13 protein-coding genes are annotated in these 15,564 nt (G+C 53.7%); 4 read left to right on the top strand and 9 right to left on the bottom strand.

What is annotated here, in order from left to right:
• Window positions 1-5: 5 nt before the first annotated feature.
• The gene (locus NQL71_RS32950) at window positions 6-401 is read right to left on the bottom strand and encodes a hypothetical protein (RefSeq protein WP_274645036.1); all 396 of its coding nucleotides are present in this window, start codon (window positions 399-401) and stop codon (window positions 6-8) included.
• Between the two features lie 117 nt (window positions 402-518).
• Between NQL71_RS32950 and NQL71_RS32955 the strand changes: the two genes are divergently transcribed.
• Together NQL71_RS32955 and NQL71_RS32960 are read left to right on the top strand one after the other, a co-directional pair.
• Window positions 519-923, top strand: coding sequence for a hypothetical protein (locus tag NQL71_RS32955; protein ID WP_274645037.1), 405 nt, complete (start codon window positions 519-521; stop codon window positions 921-923).
• A 1,553-nt stretch (window positions 924-2,476) separates the two neighbouring features.
• On the top strand, window positions 2,477-3,613 hold the full coding sequence (locus tag NQL71_RS32960; protein ID WP_274645038.1) for a hypothetical protein: 1,137 nt from the start codon (window positions 2,477-2,479) through the stop codon (window positions 3,611-3,613).
• A gap of 46 nt (window positions 3,614-3,659) precedes the next feature.
• Here NQL71_RS32960 and tmk read toward each other — a convergent pair whose 3' ends face one another.
• The 4 genes from tmk to NQL71_RS32980 form a co-directional block, all read right to left on the bottom strand.
• Window positions 3,660-4,244 (bottom strand): dTMP kinase, encoded by a 585-nt coding sequence (tmk, locus tag NQL71_RS32965; protein ID WP_274645039.1) that lies wholly within the window; start codon window positions 4,242-4,244, stop codon window positions 3,660-3,662.
• 156 nt (window positions 4,245-4,400) lie between these two features.
• Entirely contained in the window at window positions 4,401-5,063 is a 663-nt protein-coding gene (locus NQL71_RS32970; protein ID WP_274645040.1) for a hypothetical protein, read from the bottom strand.
• A 124-nt stretch (window positions 5,064-5,187) separates the two neighbouring features.
• Complete coding sequence (locus tag NQL71_RS32975) at window positions 5,188-5,841, bottom strand: hypothetical protein (RefSeq protein ID WP_274645041.1); 654 nt, start codon at window positions 5,839-5,841, stop codon at window positions 5,188-5,190.
• 2 nt (window positions 5,842-5,843) lie between these two features.
• Window positions 5,844-8,186 carry a patatin-like phospholipase family protein gene (locus NQL71_RS32980; RefSeq protein ID WP_274645042.1) on the bottom strand — a complete coding sequence of 781 codons (2,343 nt, stop codon included), beginning with the start codon at window positions 8,184-8,186 and terminating at the stop codon, window positions 5,844-5,846.
• A 310-nt stretch (window positions 8,187-8,496) separates the two neighbouring features.
• Between NQL71_RS32980 and NQL71_RS32985 the strand changes: the two genes are divergently transcribed.
• Entirely contained in the window at window positions 8,497-8,868 is a 372-nt protein-coding gene (locus NQL71_RS32985) for a histone-like nucleoid-structuring protein, MvaT/MvaU family (RefSeq protein ID WP_274645043.1), read from the top strand.
• Window positions 8,869-8,922: 54 nt separating this feature from the next.
• Here the strand turns inward: NQL71_RS32985 and NQL71_RS32990 are convergent, their stop codons facing one another.
• From NQL71_RS32990 to NQL71_RS33005, 4 genes are all read right to left on the bottom strand, one after another.
• Window positions 8,923-9,771, bottom strand: coding sequence for a hypothetical protein (locus NQL71_RS32990; RefSeq protein WP_274645044.1), 849 nt, complete (start codon window positions 9,769-9,771; stop codon window positions 8,923-8,925).
• A gap of 137 nt (window positions 9,772-9,908) precedes the next feature.
• The gene (locus NQL71_RS32995) at window positions 9,909-10,298 is read right to left on the bottom strand and encodes a carbon storage regulator (RefSeq protein WP_274645045.1); all 390 of its coding nucleotides are present in this window, start codon (window positions 10,296-10,298) and stop codon (window positions 9,909-9,911) included.
• Between the two features lie 65 nt (window positions 10,299-10,363).
• Window positions 10,364-11,152 carry a hypothetical protein gene (locus NQL71_RS33000; protein ID WP_274645046.1) on the bottom strand — a complete coding sequence of 263 codons (789 nt, stop codon included), beginning with the start codon at window positions 11,150-11,152 and terminating at the stop codon, window positions 10,364-10,366.
• 5 nt (window positions 11,153-11,157) lie between these two features.
• On the bottom strand, window positions 11,158-12,081 hold the full coding sequence (locus NQL71_RS33005; protein ID WP_274645047.1) for a hypothetical protein: 924 nt from the start codon (window positions 12,079-12,081) through the stop codon (window positions 11,158-11,160).
• A gap of 426 nt (window positions 12,082-12,507) precedes the next feature.
• Here NQL71_RS33005 and mfd point away from each other — a divergent pair, with 426 nt between their 5' ends.
• Window positions 12,508-15,561, top strand: a complete 3,054-nt coding sequence (gene mfd / locus NQL71_RS33010; RefSeq protein ID WP_274645048.1) for a transcription-repair coupling factor — start codon at window positions 12,508-12,510, stop codon at window positions 15,559-15,561.
• Window positions 15,562-15,564 lie beyond the last annotated feature (3 nt).

The following is a 15,564-nucleotide window of genomic DNA, read 5'->3' on the forward strand; positions in this document are numbered from 1 at the left end:
AGCAATCATTTGGCGGGCCCGGCGTCGGGTTCCTGAGGGTACAGGCCGGCCTCAGGGGTTTTGGCGAGCAATTTCAGGTGGCGTTTGTCCAGAGCATCGACGGTGTAGCCGCGACGCGCATCAAAGCCCACCACAAACTTGTTCGCAACCAAGTGCTTGAATGTCTTGGCAGCAGCCTCACGCACGAAGTACTCCTTGACCTCACGCAGCTTGTCCTCGGGATTCAGCAGCGCCTGCAGCAGTTGCTCTTTCGTGTTGAAGTTGAAGCGGAACCAGTCTGTTTCGTCCTTGAGGATTCGATCTGTCTGCCATTTGGTCGTGTAATGCTGAGCAAAAACCAAGGCGTATGGCTTAGGGAAAAAGCTTAAACTTGCTTCAATTGTTGCCGGCTTGATGGCCATGATAAAATCCTCTCTATCACACTAGTGTGAGGATGGATCACAGGTGGAATCAATGGGAAGGCCGCACAAACCCTAGACCGGTTATGCCCCGCCACTGATGCACCATAGGGAAAGCCGATGAGTACATTGAGTGTGTTGCAACGCCTGCTGCCGAAGGTGGGCCCAGAAGACGCCGGCCAGTTACTGGGTGATACGGAGCACTGGCGTAATTTCGCCCGCCGCATTCAGCGCAACCCCGCCGTGATTGAAGCCTTGCGGATAAAGCAGCAGCATCGCTGCCCCGTCTGTCAGTGCGGTCTCGATGGTGCACTTACGGTGCACCACATCTCCTACATCAATCGCTGCCGGACAGCAGAAACCATCGAGCTGATTCACACAACGAAGCAGCGGGCCGACCGCCGTGTCATGGCGCCACCCTGCGAAGGTTGTCCGGAGATTAATCGCTGCCTGGGATTCCTGGCCCTGGTGCACAACGCCTGCCATGTGAAAATCCATGCTCAGGAGCAGCGAGAGCAGTCGTGACTCCAGCGCATGGCGCTGGCTGATGCTCTACCAACCGCTCACTTTGGCAGTGTCCTGGCGCGAGAGATCAATCAGCCGAAAACCCGAGAGATAAACCTACCGATATTCTCGCTGGCCGGCCCCGCCCTGCCCCGGTACCGACCGTCGCTTCAAACCAAGAGATGGATCGGCAGTTATTCAGCACCAGCACTCGTGGCTCTTAACTTGGGAATCGCAGCACCAAGAGACAAATACGCTGATATTGTGCCCAAGCCCCAGCTGAGCAATGACCTGAAGAGCTTTGACCGATGGTCGAGAGATCAAACGCAGGATATTCAAAACTAAGTCGTCGCGGTGCCCGGCAGCCGGAGCTGAATAAACGAGCTTGCCAGGAGATAAACACCTCGATATTCAGCCTGGTGCCCAGCATCACCCACTAGCATGAGAATCTCCCAGCCGACCCAAGAGACAAAACACGGGATAATCTGCCATTCCTCATCGTCCAAGCCCTCCTGCAAGAGCTGACCCCGCTAAAGCCAAGAGATGAATCCCTCGATATTCCGCACTGGCCGGCTCGGCGCTAACCAGGAGATCAAACCTCATTTAATCGAGAGACAGATCCCGCGATATTCACCGCATGCGAGAGCGGCGCCAGCCCCGCAGTGGCTTCTGCTGAAAACCAAGAGACAAATCAGCTGATATTCCGGCCTAGCCTTTATTACCCCGGCATCGGGACATGGGCTTCCAGCAGCCAGGAGATAAGCCCCCTGATAATGCTCTCTTCGCGATGGGGTGAGGTGAGAACCAGGTACACGAGGGGGAGAGACAAAACCAACTATAACCGGGAGATGGAACCCGCCTTATTCGAATACGATCAAAAAACAACCAGATCTGACCGGCTTATCCACAGGCTTCGAAGGTTGATCAGGAGATGAATCCCCTGAAATTCGTCCAGACCTAAGAGATGGATGTTGAGAAATTCGTGGGCAAGGAACCTGAAAATCAGGAAAAACCCTCAGATCCAAGAGATGGATCAGTGCATATTCGATACGCAGAAGAGATGAACCGCTGGAAACCCAAGAGAAGAAACTGGGGAAAGCCAGGAGATGGAGCTCGGCTTAATTGAGGTCAAACCCCACAGGGCCAGGCGTTTTGCGCCGCTCCCCTTCTTTTCTTCTTCCCTTTCCCTTTAATTCTTCTACCCGTTCCTGTCAGGCCGCAACCTTGGTCAGCAGTCTAGATCAGCTCAGCATCGAACCCTGACTATTCAGGGGCCCTGGAGACATCGGAGGTCTCATTTTCGCGTCCGACGCCTCCATAACCAGCAGGTGTCACGCAAATAGCGTTGATGGGCACAAAATGAATATAGCTGGCTGCCGGCGCCGCAAGGCCCGGCCCACAAGGGCTGGCGAATATCAGGGGTGTTATCTCCTGGCCAAAATAAGCGATTAAGCCCTGATTTGTCTCTTGGCTTTTCTGGGGTTTTATCTCCTGCCCCCGTTGCAGGCCTGCTCGGTGGCCCTCTAAGATCTTCGCTGATAGTTATCCGCCATCAATCAACGAGGAGTCACAGGATGTCGAACCCCAACCTAGCCACCGACGACAAGATCAAGCTCTTTGGCAAAGATGGTGTGTTCACTCCCAAGCCTACTTCACCGTTGAACCGCCCGACCGAGGCTCTACGATTGTTCCAGGGCTTCCTTTGCAACAACGAGCTTGAGCGAGCCTCCCAGGGCAACGTGATTGCGCTGTGGGAGCAGATCCCCAAGTACAGCGGCGAGCACCTGAACACCAAGGACGGCACGGTTCCTAACGACCACGTCATAGACTTCTACATCGGTGATCAGCCGGCCAGGATCACCCTATTTCCAGGTACCTACTACCCGAACAGGAAGAACTCTAAGCCTCAGCGCCGATATCCGGGCGTAAAAGAACAGGCGGTGGAACAGGCCATCATCCACCACGCCTGTGTCCAGGCCGAGACGCACTCTGTGAAAGGTGAAGTTGCCTATTACGTGAAATTTTCCATTAGCGGCCTGGCGCGTACCCTGAAGTTGATGGGCAGTACGCTGAGCAACACCCAGATCCGCGAAGCGCTCGAGGTGTTGTCCAGCAGCATCATGACGATTGGCTCGGGCCCAAACCAACTTCAGGACAACCGTGACCCTATCCTGCCAGGCTTTGAGCGCAACAAGGACGAGGTTGAGGTCTCCAACGGGGACGACGTCTGGCGGGTCAAACTGCACCCGCTGATTGCTCACGCAATCCTCAACGTCACTTACCGCCAGTTCCCCATGGGGATCACCAAAAACTACACACCGCCAGGCGCATACCTCATCCGCTACATGCACTACATCGTCCCGAATATCTCGACCAGTACACCGTTTTCATTCAGGTTGACCGAGATGAAGCGGCTCGCGGCAGGTCTGAACCACGTCCGTATCGCCGGCAGCATGGCCGCCGTGAAGAAGGAACTGGACAAAATGCAGCTGGATGGCCTGCTGGACTCCTACGACGTAGAGGAGGTCTTCCCTGCCCGGCGCCCTCGTGGTCGTCCGACCCCCATCGACTTTGAGATCACGCTGTTTCCTGGCAAGGAATGGATCAAGAACGTCAAGGCTGCCTCCACTCGGGTCACCGTGACCGAACAATCCTTGGGATTGCCTCGAAGCGAGCGCAGTCAGCGACAGCTGTCCCTGCCAAACTTTTGATGGCTGTGGGCGTCCATGGATTCCATCCATGGGTTACTCGGCTCAGTCAGGCCGCCTGCATGAACGCGGTTAGATAGGACTCGATGTCCGCCACCACGTCCTCAAGCGATTGCTCAGCATCCACGACTCGCCAGTTCTGCTTGATGTTTCCAGCTTCATCCAGCGCCAACTGGGTGTAGTTGGTGCGAACCTGGTTCAGGTAGTCGTGACCCTTGGATTCGAATTTATCCAGCGGGATATTCTTTTCAATCCGGCGCTTCTCCATTCGCACCAGGCTGGTCTCGGCACTGATATCCAGGAAGAACACCAAGTCAGGCTCACGCAGGTGTGGCTTACACAGGTCGTGAAGGGCTTGTACTTCGGGGCAACTCGAAACCTGGTAGGCCAGGCTCGAATCTGCGTAACGTTCACAGATCACATTAATGCCCTGCTGCAAGGCGGGAATGATCATGTTTTGGGTGTGATCACACCGGGCACCGTAGAAGCCCAACGCATCAGAGATCGCCGGCGCGTTGTGGTCTTTCGAAATGAGTAACTCACGAAGCGCTTCACCATAGGGAGTGCCGCCCGGCTCCCGAGTGTGCAGCGTACGAAATCCCCTCTGAGCAAACCACTTCAAGATAAAGGGCACGACTGTACCCTTGCCACACGCCTCAATACCTTCCAGCACAATAAAAGTACCCTGCACGCTCTACCCTGCCATTCTCAATTTCAAAAAGGGACGCAATAACCAATGATTTCTGCAGGCGTGAAAAGGGCCTGATAAAACAGGCCCTTTGCGCATTACTTAGCCTTGTTGTTCAGGTTCTTCTACCGGTTGGCTGCTGTCCGAAACGAAGCTCATCAGGGGCTCGGAGCTGTCTTCTGCGTCCGACTCAGGTGCTGCGGCTGGCGAGTCGACTGGGACAACCGGCGCAAGCACCTCGGCTGCAGCTACAACCACGCCGGCAGCGTTGGCTGTGGTTTGGCCGTTTGGAACCAAATTATCGTCACCACCAGCATCGTCATCCTGCCTGCCGCTCTCAGAAGGAGCCAAGCCGATGAGACTGGAAATGTCCCCCGGTTCCATGTCCTTCATGTCCGAGGTCAGCTTGAGCAGGTTTGCTTTAAGCGTGTCCAAGGCATCGATCACGGCGACGTTGCTGTGAGCGTAGGCACCGTCGTAGGTCAGGTTGATCGAAAGACGAAGGCCATTCATGCAGGCGCGGGCAACCATGCCTTTGGTGGTGCTGGAGAGCTTCAGACCATCGCTGCTGCAATCGATCCAGTCAATCCCTGGGGTTGGTGCCAGGTGGAATTTCACCTTGGCCTTGCCGCCTGTTAGGGCCTCAAAGGTATCAATGTGCGGCTTCATCTGCGTGGTCAAAATGACTTCGTCAGAAATGGCTGCGGACAGGCCGGTGAAGATGGCGGTAACGAGTTGCCATTGCTGTTGCTGCTGCTTGTTCAAGTTCATGTACAGAGGGTCTCTGGATGGGTGGTAAATCAGCGCCCCGCGAGCGCCTGTGAGGGCGTTCACGATACGGAATGAGGATTAATATTTTCACATATATTGACAGGAAAACCTAGCGAACTCAGGACTCCGTGTACCAGCGAATCGGGTATGCCTGCATCGCCAGGCAAGGGACGCTAAGCAATTCGTCTGAATTGTTGAAAACGATTTTTTGTCCAACGTGTGCTAAGGCTTTGGTGATGAGCCCCAGGCTTTCAAGCGGATGAACCAGTGATGAGTGCCCAGTCGAGAGCACGAACTCCGAATAGGCTTCTTTTTCAAGCTCGCTGCCGATCAGCCAAACATGCTCATCCTCACCCAGTGCTGCAATCATCTTGTGATGAAGGCTATAGGCACTCGCCAGGGCGTGCGGCTTCCACTGACACAACACGATGGTGCTAGCTGGTAGCGACAGGTCACTGTCGATTGTCTTGAACTGCCAGGCTTCTTGGGCTGATTCTGGCTGAACCAGCCACTTCTCTATTGGCTCACCACTGGCATCAAGGCTTGCCGTCAGGCGCAAGGAACCGCGCAAGTTCTCATCGCTTGGCAATTTATCAACAAAGATGACGACCACGTGTTCTGCCCCAACCGGCACAAAACCGGCTAAGCCAGGGAAGATCCAATGCGTCAGCATGGATCGTTGTGCAAGAGGTGAAGCCGCGTAATCGGACGTGATGTACGGGCTTGGCAGCCCTTGAGCCACCATCACCTCGTAATCATTGATCATTTCCATGTTTATCTGGCCCCAGGTTCTGCTGATATCGCCATGGTATGGGAGGTTTCCCTCCTCAGCAATGCTCTGGCTGCTTTCGCGCCCCCGATCAACACGGTACCCAAATCGTAGGAATCAATACCACCCATCAGCGATTGCGTTAAGCTCTCGGCATCGAGAAAGGCTTTCTTTGGTAGCGCTTCATGCTTCAGCAAGCCGCGCTCCTGCAATAACCTGTCTTCAAGCGTCACCAGGTCGGTCAAGCGGCCCTTGGCAAAACGTAGGTGTTTGTCAGCGTCCCAACGGAACAAGTTCAAAGCTGAAATAGAGCCGGCGAACAACAGTTCATGCCTCTCCTGTTTAGAAACGTGGAAGTCACCCGTACCCACGGTACCAGTGTTGATGAGGCCAATGTTCTCATGCGACTCCATCGACGGCATCGAATTGGCGCGCATCAACTGTTTGATGCCCCTCGAGAGGATAGCGCCGACCACTCCGCCAGCCACACTCTTGGCGGTATCAATTGGGTGAATCAGGTAGTCCCTTACCTTTTCCAATTTCTGGCTGAATGTCTGCTTTGCAAACGGCACCTTGATCGCCATCGACTTGGTGCCATTTCTGGCCAAATCCTGCAGCGCCTCGTTTTCGATGTTTTCTTCCAGTGCTGTTAGCTTGAAGCCAATTGTATTGGCGCGAACCTCTTCCTGGGTCTTGTATTCGTCGGCGAACATTTTATGAGGAAAATTTTCCACTAGGCCACCGTCGAAGTTGCGCATCCCATTGATTTTCATGGCTTCAAACAAGAATGGGAGGTTCATACTCGCCCGCACAGCTTGCTTGATCGGCATATCTGTATAGGAGTGCAGCGCGGACGGCGCCCGCACAAACACCGGCTTGAAGTCCCCGCCTTTATCGTAGTCACCAGTGCCAGGATCAGGTGCTCGCTTGCCCTTCAGCATTTTATCGCGAAGATACTTACGCTTGATGTTGCCCGGCGTGAACAACATATGGCTGTCGCTGATGGCCACGCCGAATTCTTTGAAGCCATAGCTCGGATCAATTTCACCCAGGGCTTTGAGCTGAGAAAACGTAATGTTACGTCTGTCCTGCAGGGTCTTGATCGGCGGATCAAGAAGATCAAAGTGCGTTTCCAGCACGATTTTCAATCGTTCCTGGATGAGGTCGCCGATGAACTCCTCAATGGAATCACTGTGAGAGACCGTAGAAGGTCGTTTCAGACGAATGCAGGTAAGCGCCGCCTGATAAGCCCTGGAGCGCCCCAACAATCCTTCAAACTGCAAGACGTCGGGCGATTGTCCTTTTTTCCACTGGTCAACTTTGAAGCTGTCCATGGCTAAATCGAAGATTTCTTGAAGGCTCAGCTTGCCCCCTGGCGTGTCGAACTGATCCAGGTGGCGTAGCTCCTCCTGCACGCGGTCTTCTGTCCAGGTCGTCCACTGCTTTACATTGAGGTCGGAACACTTCGCTAATTGCGGGAGAAAATACTTCTCGGCAAAGGTCTGGAGAAGATCGCCCTCATGCCATGGGTGCTCTTCCAGTTTTTTGTTCGATAGGAGTTCGACCATCTTGGCGACGAATTTGAATTTACGGGTTGATTCGGCATAGAAGTGAGAAAAACGGGAATTCACCACGATCTCGTTGACCGTTGCCGCGTCGTAGCCCAGAGCAATAGGCAGCCCCATCATCGCACCGGCTGAAGTGCCGGCGACGCGCTTAATGCCCTTGAGCATGCCCAGGTCTTCCAGAGTCTGCATAACCGCTGAATAGACCATCCCTCTCGCACCACCGCCTTGCAAAATGAGGACTTCGGGTTGCCGATACTTTCCGTGTCGCTCCTCATAGTCAAGCCGTTCCATCATGACCATAGATCGCTCTACGGCTTCTGAATGCATGCCGCGCAGGTGCGATGTAATGGTATCCGCGTTAATCGTGTCCTGATGGCTCTCGAGTTTGTGATAATCACGCACCTTGGTCTCAGCAGCGCGAAAATGCTCAAGGATTTTTAGAAATTCCTCGACCACATGATTGGGTTCTGACGACAGATGAACTAAAAACCGGTCGTACAAAGCGCCTGCATTCATCTGATTGATGGAAGGGGCCCCAACCTGAGCGGAAACCCTGTCCAAAGACAAAATGTCAGAAACCGCCTGAGTGAAAATGATCTTACGCTCAGCCGGGTTATCCAGGCTGTCGATGATGTCCGGGTAAACGTCGATCAATGCGTTCGTCAGGTGGAGTTCGTTGAGCGCCAATGTCCTGGCCAAGCGGTGTGTGGCGTGCTCTTTGAGGTAGGTATTCAGTGCTACCTGCAGCGTCTGCTGGACGTCTTCTAAAATATCGGCCATGCCTGCCTCAGTACTCTATCGGTGCCAAATATATCCCTATTATTGACACGGCAAGATTTCCAAAAGCAAGTCGCAGTACACACCTGATAATGGATCATTGTATCGGATATGTGATTTTTAAAAATTGATCAGAATCAAAATTCTAATTTGCACTCCGATAGAAAAATAAGTAGCAATCTCGCATGAAGAGGATAGTCCTCATACAGGTAAATAACGTAGCCTTCTTCTGGTAGCAGAAATTTGACATACCTATATCCCTCTCCTATATTTTAATATGACTTTCGCTCGCAGGAAAATGGAGTTTAAAAATATGAAAAATTCGGTCGGAGAATTACGTAACTTAAAAGAACAGCGAGATGCCTTGAACCGACAAATCGCTAAAATCGAGGCAGCAACCAAGGTCATTCGAGTGGTCGCCGATAAGACCATTGAGATGGCCAACGAAAACAAGGTCTCCGTGATCGACCTGTGCTTGATGATCGCTCCTGAGCTTGAACTGCGAAAAAAGGGGAAGGCCAGTGACAACGCCCCGGTTGTCGCACCGAAAAGAGCCAGAAAAACAAAGATTTACAAGAACCCGCACAATGGTGAAACCATCGAAACAAAGGGCGGAAACCATAGACTGCTTAAGGAATGGAAGGCCGAATGGGGTGCCGCCGAAGTGGAAAGCTGGGCGAGCTAAATCCAGACCACTCTCAACAGCAAAACAGGGCCACCGTTGGTGGCCAGGTTGCGATCAGCGCACGTAGGTGTGCACGGGCAGCGAGGTGATGATCGGGTTAGGGTCTAACCTGGAGTCCGTACGCGTTTTCCGACCGATTCGTTTCCAGTCATCCTTTTCACCCAGCTGGGAGCTGTGATGGACAACTTCGTCACCAGAGCGCAGGTAGATAATCGGTAGATACACCGCCATCGTCTTAGGCTTCGCGCCTTTCTCCTGTAGCACATTGGCTTTGTAGTAGCCCGCCAAAGGCTGCACGGAGGCCAGGGTCAAATCGGCCTGCTGGTTTGCCAGGATCTCATAGTCACATTTGGCTTGATCGCTTTCATAGCCCGCCTCCGAAAGCCGTTCCATCGCTTGCGCAACCGAGAGCTTCTTGATGCTTTTCCCTCCCGACGAATAGGAGAAGCCAATACGGTAGGGTTGGTAATCCAGCACAGGCAAATGACGATAACAGAGGCGCAGGGAGAGTCGACCCCAGCCAATCTGCTTCAGCAGTGCACGCATGATCTTGGACTTGCCGGACTTGGATTTCGCCCCTGCACAGAGACGGTCATTAACGATTTGCACGGCAGCAATCAAACGGTCTTTGCACAGGTTAACGTACTTGGCCCGCTCAAGAGTGTCCTCGTCTACACCGATGGCGCCCACGCAGACCGAGGTGTAGCGACCGTCAGCGGCGTGCTCCGGTGTAAAAAGATCACAGATCGCCTCCGTTGCCAGTTGGATGCCCGCCTCCCCCACCTGAAAATCTCCAGGTTTAGCGGCGACAAAAACCGGCGTGTCCTCATTCAGAGAACCGGTAAAGGCAGCCATTGCGGATTGCAATTGGCTGATACTGTCTTTTAACAACATGATTTCCATTGTTACGCTCCAGTGCTCCAAGCGTTAAGTCGGCGCAGTTCGAGATAACAATAGCGAAACATACTGTAATTGGAAAGCAAAATACCCGGACATGTCCGGGTATTAAGGTGTAAGCCTATTAAAACAGTTGCTGCAGATTAACCGCCGTAAGCTCGGGCGATTTCTGGAACATTACCAGGGATGATTTCTTCGCGCAGGATGCAAATCGCCTTTGGCGCGTTGATACCCAGTTTTGCCGAACCCTTGCTACCGTCATGAATCGCCACCATGCCGGAGGTATCCTCATGGGCTACTTCAGGTGCAGGGGATTTATGGTCGGGGTAAACAGGCGCGTTGTGAAAGCGACGACCCATCGAAGTGATTTCGACGAGCTTGATGAAAACGCCTGGGCCACGCATGACTGCGATGATTTCTTCATCGGTTGCGTCGGCATTGGCGCCAATCCAGATGTTCTGACCGGTCTTGCGGGACAGCACCAGGCCAACCCGAGCACCAGTCCCTTCTGCTTTTGATTGCGAATTGATCATGGAAAACACTCCTCCTGCGTATTTCCGCACATCTTGACAGAAACGCTACAGTTGGCAATACATTTCTATTGTTTGTCGTCGCCTTCGCCGTCCAGAGGCTTCTTGACAGGGCGTGTAGCCGGCCCGATACGTACGGATTTCTTGACCCCATGCCCGGAGCGCTGCCACGGTTTCTGGTTCGCCTGCTCGGCTTCAATCTGCCCCCTCATCAGCTGACTCTTTGCTTTTCGCCCGAGTTCACTGAATTCGTCCTTCAAGGCGTGCTCCGAGAAAAGAATAGCCAATTGCATGCAGCTCGTCTGGATGTTGTCGAAATCGTTGGCAAACCAGGCGGTTTTATTCATGTACGTCAGCTGCCCCTCCAGCCACTGATCCTCTCCACCCTCATGGAAGATTGCTAATGCGCTCATCGACTGCTGCAGCTTCTCCAGGGTCTGAGGCTTGAGGAAGGTGGACAGATAGCTCCAGAAGCCCGTTGGTATGGGTGCAATTAAGGCCGCTGAACGCAGCATGCCGATAAAGTCATCGCTGGTGATCTGCTCTTTCTTGAAGCGGCGCAGAGCGAATTTCAGCGCTTCAGTGTGCAATTGCTCAAGGGTGGTTGGAATTTTACCATTCAGGCTTCCGCGAGCGAGCCGAATGATCTGGTTGAAGGCGCAGAACTTTGCCCTGACGGTCAATTCTGCGAAGAGGCGATCTCTCTGCACATTGATCACTTCCGCCTTTGCGGCTTCATTGGGCGTATCGGTTTTAACCGGTTCCTTCCACGGGTAGGCGTACAGGAAATATGCCCCCTTGCGCTCGCGCAGCAGGAGCGAAAGATCACGATCAATGTACGTCACAAGATCCCACATGGACATCACCTCGTTGTTTCAGTGTTCCACACCACAGGAACCGCAGGTTCCAGGTAATCATCACCCGAGGACATTTGGCTGGAGTCCGATCCCGCCCTGAACGGTTGCCCTATGGGAGATGAATTCATATTTATATCGTCAATTGCCAAGTATTTGAATGTGGGGCGGAAGGAGCAGTCAAAACCGCACACGCGTAACCTGGATGCCACGGATTCACAGGTCTTGAGTGGCTTCGCATCGTTACTCAAGCTGACAAGCCCGTAAACCGTATGCTTCGAGTCCCGGTCATCCTTTGAGAAAATGAAGAATTTCTCTTGCAGTATGGACTCCGCCATCTGTTCGTTGACGACGCTATCCATTACACATAGGGCAAAAAAGCCTGGCGGCACCTCTTTGTGTAAGCCCGCATCAGCCAGGAGAGTCGCGACCCCTATCACGAGGCGATCCACCTGTAACTTCATGAATTCCTTGAAGCCAAACTCCAGTTGCGGAGCGGCCAGGATGTTCATGGTGTCTTCCGTCGATAGCAAGTTGTTCGCGTCCGAATATTCAAAACGCTCCACGCCGCGCACGATTCGCCAATCGCAGGTCAGGCCCAATTCAACCCCCAGGTCAAAGAGCCCCTGGCGCAAATTCCCACGTCCGCATAAGTGGGATTCGGCTTGAATGGTGTAACCGATTCGGCCCATGGTCATGACAATTGTCAGGGAAACGGGGTACTCATCGGGAATGTTGAAGTTGAGATTTAGTGTCCCATAATTGCCCATAAGCATGGCATCTTCTGGACGCGGCAAGATAATTTGACGTGGATCTTTACCACTGATCACCGCTGTGTGCAGGTCACTGTAAGATTTTTTCGTCAAAGAATCGAGAATACCACTGAAAATCGCCTCTCGAAGCTGTTCGAACGACAAAGTGAATTCTGACATCTTTAATCCCAGTCTTTATTTTTATTTAGCCATGTAATCCAAGCAAAATCTAGTTCTTTAAACTTGTCAGCTGTTCGTACATTCAGTATACTTTTCCCATACGCCAGTCTGACTATAGGAAGCAGCATGCTCTGGTATGATATTAAGGGCTCCTCGCGAGCCATCGCTTACGCCAACCACTTTTCCAATAAAGGTGGTTTAATCATCACGAACTCGGAACAAGACGCTAAAGTTCTGTTCCAAGAAATGGCATTCTTTGAGCCTCAGCTTAAAGGGCGTTTGCTTTATCTACCTGACAGCGAGACGCTGCCCTTTGACTTGCAATCCGCGCCAGCCATCATCATGAGTCAGCGGGCTGCGATCTTTCATCAATTGTGCGCAAAAGACAGCGCTGATTGTGTACTGATCGTTTCAGCAAGCAATGCCATGCGCGTTATCTCCGGCCCCTCGTTCTGGAAAGGTCAAGTGCGGCCACTGACCCCAGGCGCCCAGCTGGAAGAAACCCTTGGCGGAAAAATTCCCGATGTCATGAAGCTCATGGGTTATGAGCAAAGCAGTCGGGTAAAAAGCCCAGGCCAATGGTCACGCCGAGGACTGGTCTTCGACATCTACCCGGTTGGCCTCTCCTATCATGCCGGCCAGGCTGAACACATGGCCGTGCGCATTCGCATCAACGAGCGGGATCAGATCACGGCGATCCACAAAATGGATCCGCTGACCCAGGAATCGTCGGCTTTGACCCTCGACCTGCTCAATCTGTTTCCCAACCGTGAATACGCGATCACGAAGGAGTTCTGCACCAGTTTCCGTCGTGGCGCCTTCGCCGTGCATGAAGATGCTCGCCGGTTCGAAAGCTACCGCAGTGTCACCGATGGGCAAGATCATCCGGAGCTGGCCTCGTGGATCGGTCTGCCGGGAAGTGATCACACCTCGGTTCTGAACATTGCACCCGGCAACGATGTGGTCTTTGATGACCTGGCCGAAGATGCTCTCCACCGCCAGTGGATGTTGGTCACAGCCCGTCATCTGGACATCAAGGATGACACCAGCCGGTTGTGCCCACCGGTACACCTGTCATGGCTCAGCCCGGATCAGGTTCTGGAGACGCTCCAGGCCAAATCCCACTTCAAGCTGGAAAAGACCGGTTCCGAGAGTGGCATGAAGCGTCCAGGTAGCCTGAGCGCTGCCATTGATCTGATTAAGTCGATTCTCTCCGACAACCTGCCCACCCTCTTCGTGATGAAGAGCGATGTGCGCATGCGCAACATCCGAACCATCTGCCGTATGAGCGCTCACCCGCCGACGGCCATCGATGACTTCAAGGTGTTTGCAGCCAATCCTCAGGGCGTTGCCTACACCCAGGGAAATCTAGTCGAAGGCTTTACCGACCTGATCGCCGGCTATCGTGTGATCACCGAGCCGGAAGTGTTTGGCGTCACCATCGAATCGTCGGTGGAAGAAGACCTTGGCGAGCACCAACGTAAAGTCATCCTCCAGGGTCTGGGCGATATCGCCGTGGCCGATCCTATCGTTCATGCCATTCATGGCGTGGGTCGGTTCCAGGGTTTTGAGACCATCGACCTGGGTACTGCCGAAGAAGACATGCTGAAAATTGGTTACGCCAACGACGTCAGCACCTTCGTTCGCGTCAGCGACCTTGACCTGGTCTCGCGTTATTCCGGGGCTGAGCCGGAAAAGGCACCTCTAACCAAAATGCACGACGAAAGCTGGCTCAAGGGCCTGAAGATCGCTCAAGTGAGCGCTTTCGAGGCGGCACGCGAGCTGATCAACCTGCGTAACCTGCGTCGTCGGTCGACCGGAGTGGTGCTTAACCCGCCAGATGAAAGGTATGTATCGTTCTGTGAAACCTTCCCTTACGAGGAAACACAGGATCAGAAGCGCGCTATCGTCGACATTCAGAACGACCTGAGCTCAGGCCTGCCGATGGATCGCCTCATTTGCGGCGACGTTGGCTTCGGCAAGACCGAGGTTGCCATGCGGGCGGCGTTCCTGATGGCCAGCCAGGGCTACCAGGTGGCTTTTCTGGCCCCTACTACCCTTTTGGCTCAGCAGCACTACCAGTCGCTTCTGAAACGATTTGAAGACACCCCGATCAAGATTGTACTGGCCGAACGCGGCACCCTGAATGCCAAGATGTTGGCCGCGATTAAGAGCGGTGAAACCTCGATCATCATCGGCACTCACCGTATCCTCCAGCAGGACGTGGTGTTCAGCACCCTCGGCTTGATCATCATTGATGAAGAGCACCGCTTTGGAGTGAAACAGAAGGAATACCTGCGCACCATGCGCGGTAACAAACACGTGCTGTCACTGGCGGCGACCCCGATTCCGCGCACGCTCGGCATGGCTATGTCGGAAATCGTCGACATCTCCATCATCGCCACACCGCCTGCTAGTCGACTGTCAGTCCGCACCCTGGTGCGCCGCTATACCAGTGCCGTAATTCGCGAAGCTTTTTCCCGTGAATTGGCACGCGGTGGTCAGGTGTTCTACCTGCACAACCGCATTGAAACCATGGATGATTGCGTTGATGTGCTGCAATCCATTGCCCCCCATGCGCGGATTCGCAAGCTTCACGGGAAAATGAGCCAGGACGAAATGACCCGGATCATGTTCGCCTTCCGTAACAACGAATTTGATGTGTTGGTCAGCACGACCGTGATCGAGGTCGGTATTGATGTCCCTAATGCCAACACCCTGATCGTTGAGGACGCTGATAACTTTGGCTTGGCGCAGTTGCACCAGCTGCGCGGACGCGTGGGCCGGGCTGGAACGCAGGCATACGCCTACCTGCTGAGTAGCGAGCGTGAAAATAAGGTCAGCCTGCGCCGGCTGAAGGCCATGGAGCGCGCAAGTAACCTCGGCGAAGGTGTCCTGGTCGCTCGACATGACCTGGAAATCCGTGGCATCGGCGAAATCCTTGGCGATGAACAGAGCGGACACATCCACAACATCGGTTTCACCCTGTACATGCGCCTGCTGGAGCTATCGATCAAAGCTATTGACCGGGGTGAATCGCAACTCGACAAGGCTGTGATCCTGAGCCACGTGAACATGCCTATTCATGGCTCTATCCCGTCGAGCTTCATGCCGAACAATGGCGAACGTCTGACCTGGTACCAGCGTTTGATGACCAGTGAGTCGCTGGCCGAGCTCAACCAGAATGCCAAGGAACTTGAAGACCTGTACGGTTATGTACCGGCAGAACTTTATGACCTCAAGCAGTCGATCTCCGAGCATATTGCTGCCCGTCACTGGGGCATTGAGTCCCTGCGCGATGAGGATGGTTCGGTGATCCTGCAGATGCAACACACCAAGGAGCTGCAAGCCCTGAGCTTCTTGCTGGGCCACGCATTCAAGCAGCGCTTCCAGGCCACAGAGAAGGAACGCACGTTTGTGATCAAAAAGGCCCAGATCAGCCAAGTCGCCGATGCGATCCTGGCCGGAACGGTGTTCTAACCA

It is taken from the genome of Pseudomonas serbica, from assembly GCF_028823535.1.
Classification (GTDB): Bacteria; Pseudomonadota; Gammaproteobacteria; order Pseudomonadales; family Pseudomonadaceae; genus Aquipseudomonas; species Aquipseudomonas serbica.